Origin of the sequence: Streptomyces sp. NPDC051909 (assembly GCF_040681095.1) — a bacterium.
Classification (GTDB): Bacteria; Actinomycetota; Actinomycetes; order Streptomycetales; family Streptomycetaceae; genus Streptomyces.
On the sequence record NZ_JBFAYA010000001.1, the window covers coordinates 41,222 to 59,100 of the forward strand.

Genomic DNA, 17,879 nt, shown 5'->3' on the forward strand with positions numbered 1-17,879 from the left:
CGACGGTCCATTCAAGCACCGCAATCGAGTAGGAGCTGCCATGCAGATAGTTGTCGCAGGTCAGGGCTATGTGGGGCTTCCCCTGGCCGTACGCGCCGCCGAGGTCGGGCATCGTGTTGTCGGCTACGACGTGGACACGGAGCGCATCAAGCTGCTCACCGCCGGCCAGTCGTACGTGGAGGACGTGGCCTCCTCGCGGCTCCGCGCGGTGCTGGACACCGGCGCCTACTCCGCGACCGACGACGCCGATGCGCTGGCCGGCTTCGACATCGCGGTGATCACCGTGCCGACCCCGCTGCGGGACGGCGTGCCCGACCTCACCTACATCGAGACCTGCGCCCGGACCCTCGGCGAGCACCTTCGCCCCGGCGCGACGGTGGTCCTGGAGTCCACGACCTACCCCGGTACCACTGAGGAACTGCTGCTGCCGATCCTGGAGGAGACCTCGGTTCTCAAGGCCGGGGTGGACTTCCTGGCCGGCTTCAGTCCCGAGCGCATCGCGCCAGGGAACAAGCGGTTCTCGTTCGAGGGGACGCCGAAGCTGGTGTCTGGGATCGATGCCGCGTCCCTCGATGTGATCAAGGGGTTCTATGACGGCATCTTCCAGACCACGGTTCCGGTGTCCGGGCCCAAGGTCGCCGAGATGGCCAAGCTGATCGAGAACACCTTCCGGCTGGTGAACATCTCCCTGGTCAACGAGCTGGCGACGCTGGCCAAGCCGCTCGGCGTGCCCATCTGGGAGGCGATCGACGCCGCCGCGACCAAGCCCTTCGGCTTCATGCGGTTCACCCCGGGGCCGGGAGTCGGCGGCCACTGCCTGCCCATCGATCCGCGGTTCCTCGCCTGGAAGGTCCGGCAGGAGCTCGGCGTCCCCTTCCGTTTCGTGGAACTCGCTGCCGACGTGAACCGCCGCATGCCCGATTACGTCGTGCAGCGTCTCGCCGCAGCCCTCGACGAGCGCGGCATATCCGTCAGCGGGTCCCGGATCCTGCTGCTCGGCCTGACCTACAAGATCAACGCCACCGACCTCCGCGAGTCGCCCTCGACACGCGTCGCCGAACTTCTGATCAGCCTCGGCGCCAAGGTCCGCGGCGCCGACCCCAACATCCCGGACGGCGACCGCGCCAAGCTGACGCTGCCGCTGGTGGACGAGACCGTGGAGGAGATCGCCTCCGCCGACGCCGTAGTGCTCCTCATGGACCACGCACGATTCGACCTCGCGATGATCCAGGAAGCCGCGCCATACGTGCTCGACTGCCGAAACCGCCTGTCCGGGCCGAACGTAGAAACCCTCTAGCTCCTCGCCATCACGCTGCCGCGCTGCCGGCCTTCCCCTCCCAAGGAGCTCTCTTGCGCGCCGACTGGGAACACGCCCACACGGACCACACCATGCCCGCGCACCGCCGCTCTCCTGCCTCGCTGGCCGAGAGCGAAAGCGACTGGCGCCGCCACCTGGAATGCTCTACCCCTAACGGGTGGCTGATCCGGGACAACGCCATGACAGCCGCGCTCGTCAGCGGACAGCCGATGTACCTGCTGCACGTCACCAGGGACATCGACGCCATCCGCACCAGCCGGCAGCTACACGTCTCCACCGGCTGCCTGGTCGGGGCCTTGTACTGCTCGCCGCTCGCCAGGCAGCGTGAGGGACTGCGCCCCCACAATCTCGGCGCGTACCTGATGACGACTAAGCGCGACACCAAGCCCCTGATCTTCGAGGTCACCCCGGATGCCCCGATCCGGCCCAAGGGCGTCGACTACCTGCACCTCGGTCCCATCCACCTGCGCACCTACCTGCGGTACCAGAGCTTCCTCACCCCGGCCGAGAACGACCGGCTCGACCGCGCCGTGCCGGCCGGGCTGCGCGCCGCGGCCGGATTCCTCGACGTCGCGCTGCGCAACGCCGCTGGCCGGGTCACTCCGGCAGCCGAGTTCATCGATCAGCTGTCCGGCGCCGTCGCCCACGTGCCGTTCCTCGGCTACCTGTACTTCGAGGTGCTGTCCGAGTACCTGATGCTCCACTCCACCGCCCGGCAGACCAAGGCCTACGCCCAGGCGGGCGAGCTGAACAACTGGCTCCCCAAGCGTCTCGCCCACACCGCCGTGGACGGCATGGACCAGCTGTTCGACCTGGCCCGCTTCAACCCGCGCCACCACAGGCTCATCCAGCTCATCGAAGGCATCGAGCCGGCTCTTGCTCCGGGAGCAGCCGAGTACGTCCGGCGACGTCTGTCCCACCTGTTCGCCCGCACCGCGCTCCACGCGTCCCAGGACACGGCATCCTTCACCTTCCAGGGCGCCGATCTCAGCGAGCTGCAGAGGGATGCGCCCGGACTGATCGGCCAGATGATCTTCCGCGAGATCCGGTGCCTGCCCCGCTACCACCAGCTGTACCACTCGTTCGAGAAGGCCAAGGCTCTTGAGGCATGGGACTACTGGAACCACGAAGGAATCCCCACCCCGGTCAACGGAGTCATCCCCAAGGGAGAGATCGGGATCAATCCCGCCTACCCCCGGTCAGCAGTCCGAGTATGGACGGCGCGACAAGACAGCGAGGGCTACCTGCACCCAGGCGAGGAGATCGAGGCCGTTCTCACCCCGCACCTGGCGTCGTGGTGGGCGCCATCCCGCCGGCGTGAAGCGCGCAACTCCACCGCCGAATCACGAGTCGAGTCGGCCTCGATCTCCTTCCAGCGGTCACCCCAGAACGGCGTATCCGCATGACTCCACTCCTGAACATCCTGACGGGCATCAACCGCACCTCCGAACCCTCGTCCGGGAGCATGCTCCTCGCCGGCGACCTGTACCGCGCCATGTCCGGAACCCACACGACCTTCCTGGGCAGAGAACCGGTCGACCAGGGATGGAGCGGCGCGTTTGATCGCCTGATCACCCTCTCCACGACCAAACGACCCCAAGGTCCGGGCTTCGACTCCTATGTCGACGAGCTGACACGTGAGGTCGGTGCGCTCATCGAGAAGATCCGGCCCCATGCCATCCACGCCCAGTATCTCGGGTTCGCCCTCAGCCTGGCCTTCACCCGAAGCGCCGGCAGCATCCCGATCATCTCCGTCGCCCACGGCCCCGACGTGATGGCGGCCGAGCACGACGAGCAGGAGCGCGACACCCTGCACGAAGTCGCCGCCGCAAGCACCGCGATCGTCGCTCCGACCGCCGCCCTCGCTGACCGTATCGACCGACTTACCGGACGCCGTTTCACCGATCGGCTCACCGTCATCCCATGGGGTATCCGTCTGAGCGATGCCCGGGTACGCGATCGACCGTCTCCAGGGCCCGGACCACTGTCCCTCGTGCACGCCGGTCGTCTGGACGACAACAAGTCCACGATCACCGCAGTCGAAGCCCTCGCCCTGAGCGGTCAGCCGCACCACTTGACCGTGCTCGGTAGCGGCACTCTCCGGGAGCACTTGGAGCAGCGGGCCATCGAACTCGGATTGCGGGACCGGGTTCACTTCGATCAGTTTCTGCCCCGTGCCGAACTGTGGCGTCGCCTGCCGAACTTCGACGCCTTCGTCTTCACGACCAAGGATCTGGAGGCATTCGGGCTCGTCCTCATCGAGGCCCAGGCCCATGGCCTTCCCGTTGCCTACGCCGATCTCCCCGGCGCGAGGGAAATCCTCGGGAACACCGGCGTCCCCTACGCTCCTAGCGACCCGTCCTCGCTGGCCGCGGTGCTAGACGAGATGGGCCGGGATATCCAGTGGCGCACGGCTCTGAGCGCGGCGGCCCTCGACAACGCCCGCCGATACGACATCACCACCGCTGGCCGCCGGATGTGCGAACTCACGCTCCGAGTCACCTCGGGCCGAGGGGGAGCTCACCGCCGTCACGCGTGAACTGCACGGCGACGGACGGGAGGTGCGCATCGCGCACCTCAGGGGTGGGAACGGGGTGGAGTGGACGGCGTCCGCCGACAACATCCAGGCGGCGCTGTGACCGTCCGCGCCGCCCTAGTCCGCGGTGCAGCCCCAGTAGGCGATCTCGGCTGGTCGGCCGTCCCGGTACAGCACTGTGCACCGGCCGATTCCACGGCCGACCGGGTCGAGCAGCTGACGTATCGCGGCGTCCCACTGGGCGCGTGTGGGCCGGCCGTCGGGGGCCCAGTTGCGGATCTCGGTCTCGGTCAACGGGCGCATCATGGCGAACTCGTCGCCTGCGTCGGCGTCGATCAGCGCGTAGAAGTCGAGCACCGTGCAGGTGCCGCCGGTCAGGATGTACTCCCGCCAGTCCTCGTCCTCCCACAGTTCGACGATGTTCCGCCCCGGAAAGCCGTGGTCGTCCTTCGCCAACTCATGGCTTTGGGCCCGCCGGAACGCCGCCGCCAGATCCTCCTGGTACGGACCGGTCGCCGTCCATTCGTTGCCACCCACAGCTGAACCTCCCTGGTCTCCGAGTTCTCCGACCTTCGGCTGCGGCGCAGGCTAACCGCCGCCTCTGACAGAGGTCGCGACGGCGGGGTGAGGTGCGGCGTTTGCTTCTGGTGTGGCCGGGGGCGGGGCCGCGCGGACCGGCCCGGGTAGCCATCCCCGCCGTAGGCGGATGGCGGGCCGGTGGTGGGTGAGACCGGGTATCGCTCCCGGCGGAGATTCCTTGTAGGTCGGTCGGTGGGGACTCGGTCGTGGCAGGTGTGAGTGGGGCCGTTTCCATTGTCGGGGGTGCGTGGACGTGGAACGCTGGTCGCCCTCCGTGAGCGAGAAAAGTCCGCGATTCCGTGACCGGATTGGTGCGCGTGTGAACTCGTGTGACAGCTGGGGCGATTCAGCCGCCCTCTGGGAGCCGCGAGGAGCGGGAATTCGCGGCGCGGCGGCGCATCTTGCGGGCGTACGGATCGGGCTGGAGCAGCGGGGCGATCTCGCGCAGGCGCTGGTGGGCGAGCCGGGGATCACTGCTGCTGTTCTCCGGGGTGGCGGAGGGGTGGGGCGCACGCGTTCGACATCATGGTGGCGCCCCGCAGCAGTTCCTGAGCGGGGTCAGCCGGCCGGTGAGTCGCTGACCTTGCTCACCGGGCTGATCTCCATCTTCCCGTCGCCCTCGCCGTCGGTGACGGCGAGGGTGCCCGCCGGCCACCTCAGGGTGAAGGGCTCGGTCTCGTTCGGGGGCGTCACCACCATGTCGGTCAGCCGCACGCCGGAGCCGCCGGTGTTGTTGACCGGGAACGTGATGTTGAAGGCGGCGGTCTCGCCTTCCTTGAGGATCTGCGGTACAGCCTGCTCGCCGTTGCGGTCCACGGAGAAGGTGTCGCCCAGGGACGTCTTGAGATCGACCCCCGGGAAGCCGCTGATGCGGCAGTCGGCGCTGCCGAAGTTCTTGAAGGTGACGGTGACGACGCCGTTCGTCTCGTCCGTGGTGTTGTTGGCGGCGGTGGCGTCGAGCACGCCGGAGCGGCACATGTCGACCTTGCCCTCGCTGGTGTCACCGGTGCCGGTACCGGCGCCGGCGCTCTGGTCCGCCTTGCCCGCCCCGCCGGTGCCGCCCGCCTTGTCCGCCGACGCGGTGGGGCTGGCCTGCGTGCTGCCCGACGCGTTGTCGTCGCCGTTGCAGGCGGTGAGGGCGAGGGCGAGGACGGCGGTGAGTGCTGCGCCGATGGTGGCGGTGCGCTTGCGGGAGTGGAGCGTCGTACGCATGTGGATTCCCCGAATACATGGCGGTCGAGTACAGAGGTGCAGTCGCGGCCCGGAACGCGCGGCGAGCCGCTACCCCGCTTGGCCTGCTGACACTTGAAGCATCCCGCCCACCGCTCATGATTGGCTAACGCCTCGCATACGTCCTACTGCCGTCCCTCGACACGGCGGCACCCGCCCTTCCTCTGGTCCGCACGATGATTCAGACGACAGACCCTAGTGCCGTGGTCCATCCAGGTTCACCGGGGTGAAGCCGCCGCGTCGAGCGACCGGCTTTGCCGGGCCGGGGCTGTGGCAGGATGCCGAGATGATCTCCAGCTCGGGCATACCACCGGTCGTTCCTGCGGGGCGGATGGCCGGGAGGGATCAGCCGGTTCTCGGCCTTCCGTGTGGTCTGGAGCTGCGTCCCTGGCGTGTGTCCGACGCCGACGTCCTGGTGGCGGCGAGCCGGGATCCCGGGGTTCGCCAGTGGAACCGTCTGGTCGTGGAGACACCGGAAGACGCGCGGCGGAGGATTGAACGCATGCGCGAGCGTTGGGACGCCGAGGTGAGCGCGATCTGGGCCATCGCGCGGCCGGGTGGGAAGGCCCTGGGGCTGATCGGGTGCGGCGACATCGACCTCGGCGGCGGGAGCGCCGAGATCGTCTACTGGATACTTCCCTCGGTTCGCGGTGGCGGCGTCGTGGCCGAGGCCACGAGGCGCGTCAGCGAGTGGGCTCTGAGCGACCTCGGTCTCCATCGCCTGCGCCTGTGTCACTCGGTCGCCAACCCGGCGTCCTGCCGTGTGGCGGAGAAGGCCGGGTACGCCCTCGAAGGCACCATGCGCAGCGCGCTGCTGCACGCGGACGGATGGCATGACCAGCACCTGCACGCGCGGGTCCAGGGCGACATCTGAGCAAAACCGGTCGACGAGGGCGAGGGCGTCCGGTTCGCTGGGGAGATGGCTGGACTTGAGCTGAGGACCGGGCGGTTGGTGTTGCGGCCGTGGCGGGAGAGCGATCTGCCGCCGTGGGCGGCGATGAACGCCGATCCCGAGATCCGGAGGCATCTGGGGGAGTTGCTGAGCCGGGCGGAGAGCGATGACACCGTGGCGCGGATGCGGGAGGAGTTCGCGGCGCGTGGGTACGGGTGGTGGGCGCTGGAGTCGCGGGAGACCGGGGAGTTCCTGGGGCGGGCCGGGCTGGACCGGGTGATGGAGGGGCTGCCGTACGGCGGGGTCGATGTCGGGTGGCGGCTGAAGCGGGCGGCGTGGGGGTACGGGTACGCCACCGAGGCCGGGCGGGCCTGTCTGGAGTTCGGGTTCGACGTGCTCGGGCTGCCGGAGATCGTCGCGTCGACGACCGTGCGCAACGTCCGGTCCCAGGCCGTGATGCGGCGGCTCGGCATGACCCGCGATCCGGCCGACGACTTCGAGGATCCGGGCGCGCCCGAGGGGCCGCTGCGGGCTTGCGTTCTGTATCGCATCCGCCCGGAAACCCGTGGCGGGGCAGGGCCCGGGGACGTAGCCTCCGGCGCATGACCACCACGGATACCGCGCCTGCCGTCGACGCCGATCTCGTCCGCCGGCTCGTCGCCGCCCAGTTCCCGCAGTGGGCCGGGCTGCCCGTACGGGAGATGGCGACGGCCGGGACCGACAACGCGATGTTCCGGCTCGGGGACGGGCATGTCGTGCGGCTGCCGAAGGCCACGTGGGCGGCGGGGGACGCCGAGAAGGAGCAGCGGTGGCTGCCGCGGCTCGCGCCCGGGCTTCCGCTCGACGTGCCGGTGCCCGTGGGGTGCGGGGTGCCGGGCGAGGGGTACGGGCAGGTGTGGTCCGTGTGCGAGTGGCTGGACGGGCAGGACGCGTACGCCGCGCCGGTCACCGATCTCGCGCACGCCGCACGGGAGTTGGGGCGGTTCGGGGTCGCGCTGCGGGCCGCCGACACGAGCGGCGGGCCGAGGTCGTACCGGGGCGGGCCGGTCACCGACTGGGAGGACGGCAACATGCCCGGGGCGATCCGGGGACTCGCGGATCGAGGTCTCCTCGATGCCCGACGCGCCACCGCCGCCTGGGAGTCGGTGCTCCGGCTCCCCGCGTACGACGGCCCGCCCGTCTGGGTGCACGGCGACCTGCTGCCCGGCAACCTCCTCACCCGCGACGGCCGGCTCAGCGCCGTCATCGACTTCGGTGGCCTCGGCACCGGCGACCCGGCCATCGACACCATGGCCGCCTGGAGCCTCTTCACCCCCGACGCCCGCCCCCTCTTCCGCGAGGCGGCCCAGGTCGACGACGCGACCTGGGCGCGCGGCCGCGGCTGGGCCCTGTGCTGGGGCATCGTGACCGAGGACTACTACGGCGGCGGCCGTAACCCGGTCCTCGCCGCCGTCGCCCACCGGACATGGACCCAGGCCCTGCCCGAATTCACGGACTAGGCCGTTTCTTTCGGATCAGGGACGGACGGGCCGTGCTGGGGGCACCACCCAGGCGAAGCTCTGGGGGAGTCGCGGACCCGGCCACGGTCCGGAAGAGACGGACTAGGGAGCCAGCTGCTCCGGCAGGTCCGTCGCGTGCACCACCGCCAGGCCCGAGACCGCACGCGTCAGCGCCACGTACAGGCGGCGCAGGCCGGTCCGCTCGTCCGGCTCGCCGTCGACCACGGCCGACGGCTCGTCCAGGACCACGTAGTCGTACTCCAGACCCTTCGCCAGCGAGGCCGGGACCAGGGTGAGCCGGGACTCGGCCGTCGTCTCCTCACCCGGGGAGAGGTACGCCATCCCGGCGGCGTCCAGCGCCTCCGCCAGCGGCGCGATCCGCGCGTCGGCGGCGATCAGGCCGATCGAGCCCTCGTGCGTCAGGGCCTCGACGCAGGCTGCGACCACGCTCGCGTCCAGCGCCTCCGGCGCCGACCGCAGGATCTCCAGCGAACCCGGGTTCTCCCGCACCGACTCCACCGGCGCCAGGCCCGGCGACATGTGCGGCAGCAGCCGCGAGGCGTACGCGATGACCTCGCGCGGCACACGGAAACCGGCCGTCAGCTCCTCCACCACCGCCTCCGGCTTGCCGAGGTGTGCGAGCGCCTGCGCCCAGCTCTCCGTCGCCCACGGCGTGGTGCCCTGCGCCAGGTCGCCGAGGACCGTCGCCGAGCCGGTCGTACACCGCCGGCCGATCGCCCGGTACTGCATCGGCGACAGGTCCTGTGCCTCGTCGACCACCACATGCCCGAGCGAGTGGGTGCGCTCCACCAGGTCGGTCGTCTCGTCGACGAGGACCGCGTCCGCCGCCGACCACTTCGCCGTCTTCACTCCCCTGGCCTTCGGCATGGGGGACCCCAGGGCGTGCTTCGCCCACAGCAGCAGTTTCTGCTCGTCCTCGCTCAGGACACCGGCGGCGTGCTCCGCCAGGAAGTCCGGGTCGCTCAGCAGCCGCAGCACGAGCTTCGCCGGGTCGACCGCCGGCCAGCACTCCTTCACCACTGCCTTGACCGCCGCGTTGCGCGCGACCGCGTTCTGCACCCGGTCGTCCGGCGCCTCGCCCGCCTGCTCCATCCGTACGAGCACGGCGTGCGCGATGCGCTGCGGCAGGGCCTCACGGGCCGCCCCGTAACGAATGTCACGGTCCGTCAGCTCCCGTACGATCTCCTCCAGTTCGTACGCCGGGACGCGCCAGCGCCGCGAGCCGCGCACCACCATCAGCGGCTCCGTCGGCAGCGACACGTGCGACCAGACCGCCCGCCGCAGCACCTCCGCCATCCGGGCGTCGCCCTTGACGACTGCGGTCGCCGCCTCGTCCGTACCGCGCACCTCCACGTGCGCGACCAGGTCGTCCACGGTCGCCTGCTTCACCTCCAGCTCGCCGAGCGCCGGGAGCACCTGCTCGATGTAGTGGAGGAAGGACCGGTTCGGCCCGATGACGAGGGTGCCGGTGCGGGCGAGCCGCTCCCGGTGCGCGTAGAGGAGGTAGGCGACACGGTGCAGACCGACGGCGGTCTTTCCGGTGCCGGGGCCGCCCTGCACGCAGACCGTGCCGGACAGGTCGGAGCGGACGATCTCGTCCTGCTCGGGCTGGATGGTCGCGACGATGTCGCGCATCGGGCCGACGCGCGGCCGCTCGATCTCCGCCTGGAGGAGGCGGCTGGTGTGTGACCCCTCGGCGGAGCCGAAGAATGTCTCAGCCGCCGGGTCGGAGAGGTGCTCGTCCTCGTACGCGGTGAGGTCGCCGCCCGTGTACCCGAAGCGCCGGCGCAGTCCGACGTCCTGCGGGTTCTTCTTCGACGCCTGGTAGTACGGCTGCGAGACCGGCGCACGCCAGTCGATCACCATCGGGTCGCCGTCCGCGTCGTGCACGTGCCGGCGCCCGATGTAGAAGCGCTGGCCCTCCTGCGTGGTGTGCAGGTAGTCGAGCCGGCCGAAGAAGAGCGGGGTGTCGGCGAGGTCGGCGAGGGCCTTGACGCGGTCCTCGATCTGGCGCGTCAGGACGACGGCGTTGACCCAGTTCGCGGTGACGTCCTTGATGTCGAGCGACTCGACGTCCTCGCGCATGGCGCGCAGTGCGGCGCGGGACGCGGAGAGGTGGGCGCGCTCGCGCGCGAGCGGATCGTCGACGTCGACGGACATGCTGAGGCCTCCGGTGGGTACTGCGCGGACACATCACGGTGGCCGCCGGTTTCCGACCGGACGGCGGCGCTCCACGTACGGTTGCGACGGAGTCGTGCACGGGAGGCGGGGAAGCCGTCGAGTGTAACGCCGGGTCGGTGCGGGGCGCGAACGGTTTTGGCCCGGGGGGGCGTACGACGGGACCCCTGGGGGACCCGTAGGGGGCGGGGTCCGACTCACGGGGGACATGGGTTCGACCCCTGGGCCGATGTGTTCGGAATGTCCGTTTCGGATGATGGATGCATGACCACGACGACCCTCACCCCCGTGACCGGAATCCCCCACCGCCTCGCCTTCGGCCTCCGTGCGATACGTGCGATACGGGCCGTCGGCGCCGCCGCCGTCGGCGTCGTCCTGCTCGGCTCGTACGGCGACGAGGAGGCGGGCGTACGCGACCCCCGCCCCGAACGCCTGGCCGCCGATCGCACGGCTGGCTGAGCGCAACCTTCGCCCGCCCTCGCAGGTCTCCTCTTCGCACCGCCGTCGACGAACGAGGAGAACATGAAGAAGCCTTCCACCGGCCGCGTCACGCGGCTCGGTGCCTGTGCCGCCGTGGCCGGTCTGGTGACCGTCGGACTGACCGCCGCCCCGGCCCTCGCCGACAGCGACCAGCTGTGGGTCAACGCTTCGCCCTGGCAGCTGGTGCTGCCCAAGGCGAGCGACGCGGGGCCGCAGCCCGCGCCCACCACGCTCAGCCTCAGCCTGTCCCACGACAACGTGGCCAACCAGGTCGTCGACGGCCGGCTCACCGTCGACATCTCGGGCCTCGCCGGCATCGCCGAGGTCACCTGGCCGGAGAACTGCGCCCCGGCCGGTACCACCGCCGTCTGCTCCGTCGCCGAGGTCCCGGCCTCCGGCAACGACAGCACCGTCAAGGTGCCGGTGACGGTGCGCGCCGCGGTCGGCGCGGCCGTCGGCGCGAGCGGGCGGATCAGCTATCAGGCGACGGCCACGACGACGACCGGCGAGCAGCTCACGGCCGGCGAGAACTGGACCGACGTCCGGGTCGCCTCCGGCCCCGACCTCTCGGTCGCCGCCCTGCCCCCGTCCACCGGCGTCGCGCCCGGCGCCACCGTGCCGGTGCCGGTCTCCGCCGTCAACAAGGGCGACCAGCCCGCCAACGGCGTCCAGGTCACGTACTACGTCACCCGCGGCCTCACCCTCGACGGTCTCGCGCCGCAGTGCGTCAGCGCCCCGGCCGGCGAGGGCGAGGGCCCGATCCACCCGGTCACGAAGATCGACTGCGCGTACGACGTCGTGGTCGCCCCCGGCGAGACGTTCGCCCTGCCGTCGCCCGTCACCGCCACCGTCGCCGCGTACGGGCTCTACGAGCGCGTGGACGTCGGCGTGCAGGCGCGCGACGGCGCCGAGGACCTCCAGCCCGAGGACAACGGCACGGTCAAGGCCGTCACCGTCACCAACACGGCCGACTTCGCGGTCCGGGGCGCCCGGCTCACCGCCGCGGCCGGCGAGACCGTCACCGCCCAGGTGACCTTCCGCAACCGCGGCCCGGCCTGGGTCGCCAACCTCAGCTCCGGCGAGCCGGTCGGCCGCGTCGACGTGACCGTCCCGCCGGGTGCCACCGCCACCGCCGTACCGGACGCGTGCGAGCCGCGCACGGCGGACGGCGGCTGGTGGGAGAGCGAGGTGCGCACCGGCGCGCCGCGCTACCTGTGCAACCTGCCGATCTGGGTCGCCGAGAAGCAGACGGTGGCCCTGCCCTTCCAGCTGCGGATCGACACCGTCGTGACCGGCGCCAAGGGCGCGGTGGTGCTGACGCCGCCGTACGGCACCGAGCCGCTGCCGTTCGACCCGAACCCCGCCAACGACAAGGCGAGGATCGTCCTGAACCCCGCGGCCTGATCGGCTTGACCGGCTTGACCGGCCTGGCCGGCCTGCGCGACGAAGGGGCCCCGTCCGGGCATTCCGGCCCGGACGGGGCCCCTTGTCGCGTCACTGCTCGGTGGCCAGCAGCTCGCTCGCGTCCACGATCCGGTACGCGTACCCCTGCTCCGCCAGGAAGCGCTGGCGGTGGGCCGCGAAGTCCTGGTCGATGGTGTCGCGGGCGACGACCGAGTAGAAGTGGGCCTGGTGGCCGTCGGCCTTCGGACGCAGCACGCGGCCGAGGCGCTGGGCCTCCTCCTGGCGGGAGCCGAAGGTGCCGGAGACCTGGATGGCGACGGTGGCCTCGGGGAGGTCGATGGAGAAGTTCGCGACCTTCGACACGACGAGGACGCTGATCTCGCCGTTGCGGAAGGCGTCGAAGAGCTTCTCGCGCTGCGCGTTCGAGGTCTCGCCCTTGATCACCGGGGCGTCCAGGTGGGCGCCGAGCTCGTCGAGCTGGTCGATGTACTGGCCGATGACGAGGATCTGCTGCCCGGCGAACTTCTTCACCAGCGCCTCGGTGACCCTGCGTTTGGTCGCGGTCGTGGCGCAGAAGCGGTACTTCTCCTCCGCCTCGGCCGTCGCGTACGCCAGCCGCTCGGAGTCGGTCAGGTCGACCCGTACCTCCACGCAGTCGGCGGGCGCGATGTAGCCCTGCGCCTCGATCTCCTTCCACGGCGCGTCGAAGCGCTTGGGCCCGATGAGCGAGAAGACGTCGGACTCGCGCCCGTCCTCCCGTACGAGCGTGGCGGTGAGGCCGAGGCGGCGGCGGGCCTGGAGGTCGGCGGTGAACTTGAAGACCGGCGCCGGCAGCAGGTGCACCTCGTCGTAGACGATCAGGCCCCAGTCGCGGGAGTCGAAGAGCTCCAGGTGCGGGTAGACACCCTTCCGGCGGGTCGTGAGCACCTGGTAGGTGGCGATGGTGACCGGCCGGATCTCCTTCTTCGTGCCGCTGTACTCGCCGATCTCGTCCTCGGTCAGCGAGGTGCGTTTGACCAGCTCGTGCTTCCACTGGCGGGCGGAGACGGTGTTGGTGACGAGGATCAGCGTGGTCGCCTTGGCCTGGGCCATCGCCCCGGCGCCGACCAGCGTCTTTCCGGCGCCGCAGGGCAGCACGACGACGCCGGAGCCGCCGTGCCAGAAGCCCTCGACGGCCTGCTGCTGGTACGGGCGCAGGCTCCAGCCGTCCTCGGCGAGGTCGATCGGGTGCGCCTCGCCGTCCACGTAACCGGCGAGGTCCTCGGCCGGCCAGCCCAGCTTCAGCAGGGTCTGCTTGATCTGGCCGCGCTCGGAGGGGTGCACGGCGACGGTGTCGGGGTCGATGCGGGCCCCGACCAGCGGCTGGACCTTCTTCGAGCGGAGGATCTCCTCCAGGACCGGCCGGTCGGTGGTGGTGAGGACAAGCCCGTGGGTGGGGTGCTTGCTGAGCGTGAGCCGCCCGTAGCGCGCCATGGTCTCGGCGACGTCCACGAGCAGCGCGTGCGGCACCGGGTACCGCGAGAACTCCACGAGCGCGTCCACGACCTGCTCGGCGTCGTGCCCGGCCGCCCGCGCGTTCCACAGCCCGAGCGGCGTCACCCGGTACGTGTGGATGTGCTCGGGCGCCCGCTCCAGCTCGGCGAACGCCGCGATGGCCCGCCGGCAGGCGTCGGCCTGCGGGTGGTCGACCTCCAGGAGGAGCGTCTTGTCGCTCTGGACGATGAGTGGACCGTTCACGTTGCGTTGCATCCCCTTCCGCGCGGCCGGACTACCAGGCCGGGTAGCCAGGCCAAACATCCAGTCTGCCTGATGCGCGGAGAAGTGGCCCTACCCCCGCCGTCGTCACCCCGCCGTCGTCACCCCGCTGTCGTCACCCCGCTGTCGTCACCCCGCTGTCGTCCGCATCAGCGGGTTGTGGCCGATCGCGTTGTGGACGGTGAAGCTGACCGCGTCGGGGCGGTAGCGGTCGTCGGACCACTCGACCGGGCGGCCGTCGTGGGTCGTGGTCACGCGGCGGACGCGGAGCAGGGGGCTGGTGCGGCGGACGGCGAGCAGGGCGGCGTCGCGGGCGCCGGCGGAGATGGCGTCGATGACGTGCTCGCCGTGGGCGAAGACCAGGCCGGTGTCCTCGTAGAGGCGCTGGGTGACGGAGGCGCAGTCGGGGTCGATGGCCTCGACGGCGGGGGAGATCCAGTCGGCGTAGACGGTGCGCTCGACGAGCACGGGCTCGCCGTCGAGGCCGCGCAGGCGCAGCACGTTGAGCAGGGGGGTGCCCTGGGGGAGGTGGAGGCGGGCGGCGTCCTCGGCGGTGGCCGGGCGGTACTCCTGGGCGACCACCCTGCCGGTGGCGGTACGGCCCATGGCCTGGGCCCACTGGGCGAAGCTGCGCAGCTCGGCGAAGCTCTGGCTGCGGCGCGGGGCCAGGACGACCCGGCGGGCGCCCTGGCGGGAGCCGATGAGGCCCTCGGCGGCGAGGGCGGCGACGGCCTGGCGGACGGTGCCGCGCGAGACGCCGTACCGCGCGGCGAGCTCGGTCTCGGCGGGCAGGTGCGCGCCGACCGGGTACTCCTCGCGGTGGATCGCCCGCCGGAGCTCCGCGGCGATCTGCTCGTGGCGCGCGGTCATCATTCCCCCAGGTCACGTCGGATGTCGCTGCCGCTGTGTGCAGTTCGTTCAGCGTAGACCAGCTCTGAAGTGGCTGGAAACGATCCCGAACAGGCTTGATTGTGCAGGGAATGGCGGGGATCCGTTCCGTCTCCGTTCACCTTCAAGTCATCAGCGCCCGGCGTACTGAGGCCGACTTGTTCAGACAAGTTCTCGCCCCCGAAGCTCCTGGAGAAGCCGTGCCCGTCCCCGCGACCCTCCCGAGAAACGCCGTCCTCGGCGGCTCCCTCGCCGTCCTCGCCGCGCTCGCCCTCACCGCCTGCGGTGCCGCGCCCGAGGGCACCACCACCGCCGACGGCAAGAACGCCGCCACCGCCACCTCCGCCGCCGACTTCGGCGGCCTGGACGCCCTCGCCGCGGCGGCCAAGAAGGAGGGCACGCTGCACGCCATCGCGCTGCCGCGCGACTGGGCCAACTACGGCGCCCTCATCGACGGTTTCCAGAAGAAGTACGGCATCAAGGTGGAGGTCGAGAACCCCGACGCCTCCAGCCAGGACGAGATCAACGCCGTCACCTCCCGCAAGGGCCAGGACCGCGCCCCCGACGTCCTCGACCTCGGCAGCTCCTTCGCGCTTCAAGGCGCCCAGCAGGGCCTGTTCGCCCCGTACAAGGTGACCGCCTGGAACGACATCCCCGAGGGCCAGAAGGACCCGAAGGCCCGCTGGTACAACGACTACGGCGGCTACGTCTCCATCGGCTGCGACGCCAAGCGGGTCAAGAACTGCCCCACCACCTTCGCGGACCTCCTCAAGCCCGAGTACAAGGGCCAGGTCGCCCTCAACGGCAACCCCACCAAGTCCGGCTCCGCCTTCGGCGGCGTCTACGCGGCGGCCCTCGCCAAGGGCGGCTCCTTCGACGACATCCAGCCCGGCCTGGACTTCTTCGCCGAGCTGAAGAAGAACGGCAACTACACGCCCGTCGAGTCCACCCCGGCCACCGTCGAGAAGGGCGAGACGCCCATCTCCATCGACTGGGACTACCTGAACGCCGGCTACGCCGAGGAGTTCAGGTCCAAGGGCCTCGACTGGAAGGTCGCCGTCCCCACCGACGGCCGCTACGCCCAGTACTACTCGCAGGCGATCAACAAGGACGCGCCGCACCCGGCCGCCGCCCGCCTCTGGCAGGAGTACGTCTACAGCGCCGAGGGCCAGAACCTGTGGCTCAAGGGCTTCGCCCGCCCCGTCCTGATGCCCGCCATGGACAAGGCCGGCACCCTCGACAAGGACGCCGCCCTCAAGCTGCCCGCCGTCTCCGGCGTCCCGGCCTTCCCGACCGAGGCCCAGCAGGCCAAGGCCAAGACGACGCTGGCCCAGGGCTGGGGCAAGGCCGTCTCCGGATGACCGCCTCCGCAACCGTCGTCGTCGTCGCCGCCGAGCCAGCCCGGGCCCGGCGGCGGCGCCGCCGCGCCCCCGCCTGGCTCGCCGCCGTCCCGCTGCTCGCCTTCACCGCGATCGCCTTCGGCGTCCCGGCCGTGGCCATGCTCGGCGGCGCCCTCACCGTCGACGACCCGGCGACCGGCATCAGCTCGTACGGTACGGAGAACCTGACCGCCTCCCTCCAGGGCGCCTACCTCACCGCCCTGCTCGGCAGCGTCAAGCTCTCCGCGACCGCCGCCGGGCTCGCCGCCCTGCTCGGGCTGCCGCTCGCCCAGGCGATCGTGTCCTCCGGCTCCCGCGCCCTGCGCGAGGCCGTGCTCACCGCCTCCGGCGTGCTCGCCAACTTCGGCGGCGTCCCGCTCGCCTTCGCGTTCGTCGCCACCCTCGGCAACTCCGGCGTGCTCACCCGGCACCTCGGCCTCGCCGAGAAGGGCTGGAGCCTCTACAGCTTCTGGGGCCTGGTCCTCGTCTACCTGTACTTCCTGATCCCGCTGATGGTGCTCACCATCACCCCCGCCCTCGACGGACTGCGCACCCAGTGGCGCGAGGCCGCCCGCAACAACGGCGCCACCGCCGTCCAGTACTGGCGGCACGTGGCCCTGCCCGTACTGCTGCCGAGCCTGCTCGGCGGGCTCGTGCTGCTCTTCGGCAGCGCGTTCGCCGCGTACGCCACGGCCGCCGCGATGGTCGGCAGTGCCGTCCCGCTCGTCACCCTGCAGATCTCCGACGCCATCTCCGGCAACGTCCTGGTCGGCCAGGAGAACGTGGCGCTCGCCCTCAGCCTCGACATGGTCGTCGTCGCCGGGCTCGTCATGGCGGTCTATCTGCCCCTGCAACGCCGGAGTTCGCGATGGCTCGCCTGATCCGTACGGACAACACCTGGCGCTGGGCGGTGCTCGGGCTCGCCGGGCTCTACTTCCTGGTGCCGCTCGCCGCCTCCGTGATCTTCACCGTCGACGTGCCCGGCCAGGGCCTCACCGTCGACGCGTACACGAAGATCATCGGTACCGAGGGCTTCACCACCAGCCTGCTGCTCTCGCTCGGCCTGGCCGCCGTCACCATCGCCGTCGTCCTGCTGCTCATGGTGCCCGCGCTCGTCGCCCTGCGGCTCGGCGCGCCCCGCCTGAAGCCCCTCGTCGAGGCGGTCTGCTCGCTGCCGCTGGTCGTGCCGCCCATCGCGTTCGTCGCCGGCATCGGCACCGTCCTGAAGTGGGGCCCCGAGCACCTCGCCCGCACGCCCCTCTTCCAGACCTTCGTCGCCCTGCAGAACCCGGCCTTCCCCGTCGTCCTCGTCCTCGCGTACGTGGTGATGGCGCTGCCCTTCACCTACCGCGCCCTCGACGCGGGCCTCCAGGCCGTCGACGTCCGCACCCTCGTCGAGGCCGCCCGCAGCTGCGGCGCCAACGGGACCCAGGCGCTGGTCAGGGCCGTCCTGCCCAATCTGCGCGGCGCGCTGATGAACGCGGCCTTCCTCACCCTGGCCCTGGTCCTCGGCGAGTACACGGTCGCCCAGCTGCTCGGCTTCCGGCCCTTCGCCGTCTGGATCGTGAACATCTCCGGCTCCCAGGCCCAGATGTCCGTGGCCGTCTCCGTCCTCAGCCTCCTCGTCACCTGGGTGCTGCTGCTGGCCCTCTCCGGGGCCGGTGGACGGGCCCCCGGCGCCGCCCGCCGTACTCGTATCTCCAAGGCTTCCAAGGGATGA

16 protein-coding genes are annotated in these 17,879 nt (G+C 71.1%); 11 read left to right on the forward strand and 5 right to left on the reverse strand.

What is annotated here, in order from left to right; genetic code table 11:
• Positions 1 to 40 precede the first annotated feature (40 nt).
• The 3 genes from AB0M18_RS00245 to AB0M18_RS00255 are packed head-to-tail and all read left to right on the forward strand — an operon-like array spanning position 41 to position 3,857.
• Positions 41 to 1,297 carry a nucleotide sugar dehydrogenase gene (locus AB0M18_RS00245; protein WP_365754204.1) on the forward strand — a complete coding sequence of 419 codons (1,257 nt, stop codon included), beginning with the start codon at positions 41 to 43 and terminating at the stop codon, positions 1,295 to 1,297.
• A gap of 53 nt (positions 1,298 to 1,350) precedes the next feature.
• Complete coding sequence (locus AB0M18_RS00250; RefSeq protein WP_365754206.1) at positions 1,351 to 2,724, forward strand: hypothetical protein; 1,374 nt, start codon at positions 1,351 to 1,353, stop codon at positions 2,722 to 2,724.
• Entirely contained in the window at positions 2,721 to 3,857 is a 1,137-nt protein-coding gene (locus AB0M18_RS00255; RefSeq protein WP_365754208.1) for a glycosyltransferase family 4 protein, read from the forward strand. The genes AB0M18_RS00250 and AB0M18_RS00255 overlap by 4 nt, the downstream gene beginning before the upstream one ends.
• Positions 3,858 to 3,971: 114 nt before the next feature.
• On the opposite strand, the gene AB0M18_RS00260 is transcribed toward AB0M18_RS00255, so the two are convergent.
• Together AB0M18_RS00260 and AB0M18_RS00265 are read right to left on the reverse strand one after the other, a co-directional pair.
• On the reverse strand, positions 3,972 to 4,391 hold the full coding sequence (locus AB0M18_RS00260; protein WP_365754210.1) for a hypothetical protein: 420 nt from the start codon (positions 4,389 to 4,391) through the stop codon (positions 3,972 to 3,974).
• A gap of 600 nt (positions 4,392 to 4,991) precedes the next feature.
• The gene (locus tag AB0M18_RS00265) at positions 4,992 to 5,645 is read right to left on the reverse strand and encodes a DUF4232 domain-containing protein (protein WP_365754212.1); all 654 of its coding nucleotides are present in this window, start codon (positions 5,643 to 5,645) and stop codon (positions 4,992 to 4,994) included.
• 304 nt (positions 5,646 to 5,949) lie between these two features.
• Between AB0M18_RS00265 and AB0M18_RS00270 the strand changes: the two genes are divergently transcribed.
• The 3 genes from AB0M18_RS00270 to AB0M18_RS00280 are packed head-to-tail and all read left to right on the forward strand — an operon-like array spanning position 5,950 to position 8,054.
• Complete coding sequence (locus AB0M18_RS00270; protein WP_365755000.1) at positions 5,950 to 6,537, forward strand: GNAT family N-acetyltransferase; 588 nt, start codon at positions 5,950 to 5,952, stop codon at positions 6,535 to 6,537.
• A gap of 45 nt (positions 6,538 to 6,582) precedes the next feature.
• Positions 6,583 to 7,161 carry a GNAT family N-acetyltransferase gene (locus AB0M18_RS00275; RefSeq protein ID WP_365754214.1) on the forward strand — a complete coding sequence of 193 codons (579 nt, stop codon included), beginning with the start codon at positions 6,583 to 6,585 and terminating at the stop codon, positions 7,159 to 7,161.
• Complete coding sequence (locus AB0M18_RS00280; RefSeq protein ID WP_365754215.1) at positions 7,158 to 8,054, forward strand: aminoglycoside phosphotransferase family protein; 897 nt, start codon at positions 7,158 to 7,160, stop codon at positions 8,052 to 8,054. The genes AB0M18_RS00275 and AB0M18_RS00280 overlap by 4 nt, the downstream gene beginning before the upstream one ends.
• Before the next feature lie 102 nt (positions 8,055 to 8,156).
• Here AB0M18_RS00280 and AB0M18_RS00285 read toward each other — a convergent pair whose 3' ends face one another.
• Positions 8,157 to 10,235, reverse strand: coding sequence for a UvrD-helicase domain-containing protein (locus AB0M18_RS00285; RefSeq protein ID WP_365754217.1), 2,079 nt, complete (start codon positions 10,233 to 10,235; stop codon positions 8,157 to 8,159).
• A 282-nt stretch (positions 10,236 to 10,517) separates the two neighbouring features.
• Here AB0M18_RS00285 and AB0M18_RS00290 point away from each other — a divergent pair, with 282 nt between their 5' ends.
• Positions 10,518 to 10,712, forward strand: coding sequence for a hypothetical protein (locus AB0M18_RS00290; protein WP_365754219.1), 195 nt, complete (start codon positions 10,518 to 10,520; stop codon positions 10,710 to 10,712).
• 63 nt (positions 10,713 to 10,775) lie between these two features.
• Positions 10,776 to 12,137 (forward strand): hypothetical protein, encoded by a 1,362-nt coding sequence (locus tag AB0M18_RS00295; RefSeq protein WP_365754220.1) that lies wholly within the window; start codon positions 10,776 to 10,778, stop codon positions 12,135 to 12,137.
• 90 nt (positions 12,138 to 12,227) lie between these two features.
• On the opposite strand, the gene AB0M18_RS00300 is transcribed toward AB0M18_RS00295, so the two are convergent.
• Positions 12,228 to 13,874: a DNA repair helicase XPB gene (locus tag AB0M18_RS00300; RefSeq protein ID WP_365754221.1), complete on the reverse strand. Its 1,647-nt coding sequence runs from the start codon at positions 13,872 to 13,874 to the stop codon at positions 12,228 to 12,230.
• A gap of 147 nt (positions 13,875 to 14,021) precedes the next feature.
• A complete protein-coding gene (locus AB0M18_RS00305) occupies positions 14,022 to 14,762 on the reverse strand; it encodes a GntR family transcriptional regulator (RefSeq protein WP_365755002.1) in 741 nt (246 codons plus the stop codon).
• 218 nt (positions 14,763 to 14,980) lie between these two features.
• Between AB0M18_RS00305 and AB0M18_RS00310 the strand changes: the two genes are divergently transcribed.
• Genes AB0M18_RS00310 through AB0M18_RS00320 form a run of 3 tightly spaced genes read left to right on the forward strand, consistent with a single transcriptional unit; the run spans position 14,981 to position 17,879 of the window.
• The gene (locus AB0M18_RS00310) at positions 14,981 to 16,141 is read left to right on the forward strand and encodes an extracellular solute-binding protein (protein ID WP_365754223.1); all 1,161 of its coding nucleotides are present in this window, start codon (positions 14,981 to 14,983) and stop codon (positions 16,139 to 16,141) included.
• On the forward strand, positions 16,138 to 17,040 hold the full coding sequence (locus tag AB0M18_RS00315) for an ABC transporter permease subunit (RefSeq protein ID WP_365754225.1): 903 nt from the start codon (positions 16,138 to 16,140) through the stop codon (positions 17,038 to 17,040). Before AB0M18_RS00310 ends, AB0M18_RS00315 begins: the two co-directional genes overlap by 4 nt.
• Positions 17,028 to 17,879 carry an ABC transporter permease subunit gene (locus AB0M18_RS00320; RefSeq protein WP_365754226.1) on the forward strand — a complete coding sequence of 284 codons (852 nt, stop codon included), beginning with the start codon at positions 17,028 to 17,030 and terminating at the stop codon, positions 17,877 to 17,879. The genes AB0M18_RS00315 and AB0M18_RS00320 overlap by 13 nt, the downstream gene beginning before the upstream one ends.

Bases quoted from the DNA above. Each gene is read 5' to 3' on its own strand.
- AB0M18_RS00295 (WP_365754220.1), top strand. From the start codon at position 10,776: ATGAAGAAGCCTTCCACCGGCCGCGTCACGCGGCTCGGTGCCTGTGCC.
- AB0M18_RS00320 (WP_365754226.1), top strand. From the start codon at position 17,028: ATGGCTCGCCTGATCCGTACGGACAACACCTGGCGCTGGGCGGTGCTC.
- AB0M18_RS00265 (WP_365754212.1), bottom strand. From the start codon at position 5,645: ATGCGTACGACGCTCCACTCCCGCAAGCGCACCGCCACCATCGGCGCA.
- AB0M18_RS00290 (WP_365754219.1), top strand. From the start codon at position 10,518: ATGACCACGACGACCCTCACCCCCGTGACCGGAATCCCCCACCGCCTC.
- AB0M18_RS00305 (WP_365755002.1), bottom strand. From the start codon at position 14,762: ATGACCGCGCGCCACGAGCAGATCGCCGCGGAGCTCCGGCGGGCGATC.
- AB0M18_RS00280 (WP_365754215.1), top strand. From the start codon at position 7,158: ATGACCACCACGGATACCGCGCCTGCCGTCGACGCCGATCTCGTCCGC.
- AB0M18_RS00315 (WP_365754225.1), top strand. From the start codon at position 16,138: ATGACCGCCTCCGCAACCGTCGTCGTCGTCGCCGCCGAGCCAGCCCGG.
- AB0M18_RS00270 (WP_365755000.1), top strand. From the start codon at position 5,950: ATGATCTCCAGCTCGGGCATACCACCGGTCGTTCCTGCGGGGCGGATG.
- AB0M18_RS00245 (WP_365754204.1), top strand. From the start codon at position 41: ATGCAGATAGTTGTCGCAGGTCAGGGCTATGTGGGGCTTCCCCTGGCC.
- AB0M18_RS00255 (WP_365754208.1), top strand. From the start codon at position 2,721: ATGACTCCACTCCTGAACATCCTGACGGGCATCAACCGCACCTCCGAA.
- AB0M18_RS00275 (WP_365754214.1), top strand. From the start codon at position 6,583: ATGGCTGGACTTGAGCTGAGGACCGGGCGGTTGGTGTTGCGGCCGTGG.
- AB0M18_RS00285 (WP_365754217.1), bottom strand. From the start codon at position 10,235: ATGTCCGTCGACGTCGACGATCCGCTCGCGCGCGAGCGCGCCCACCTC.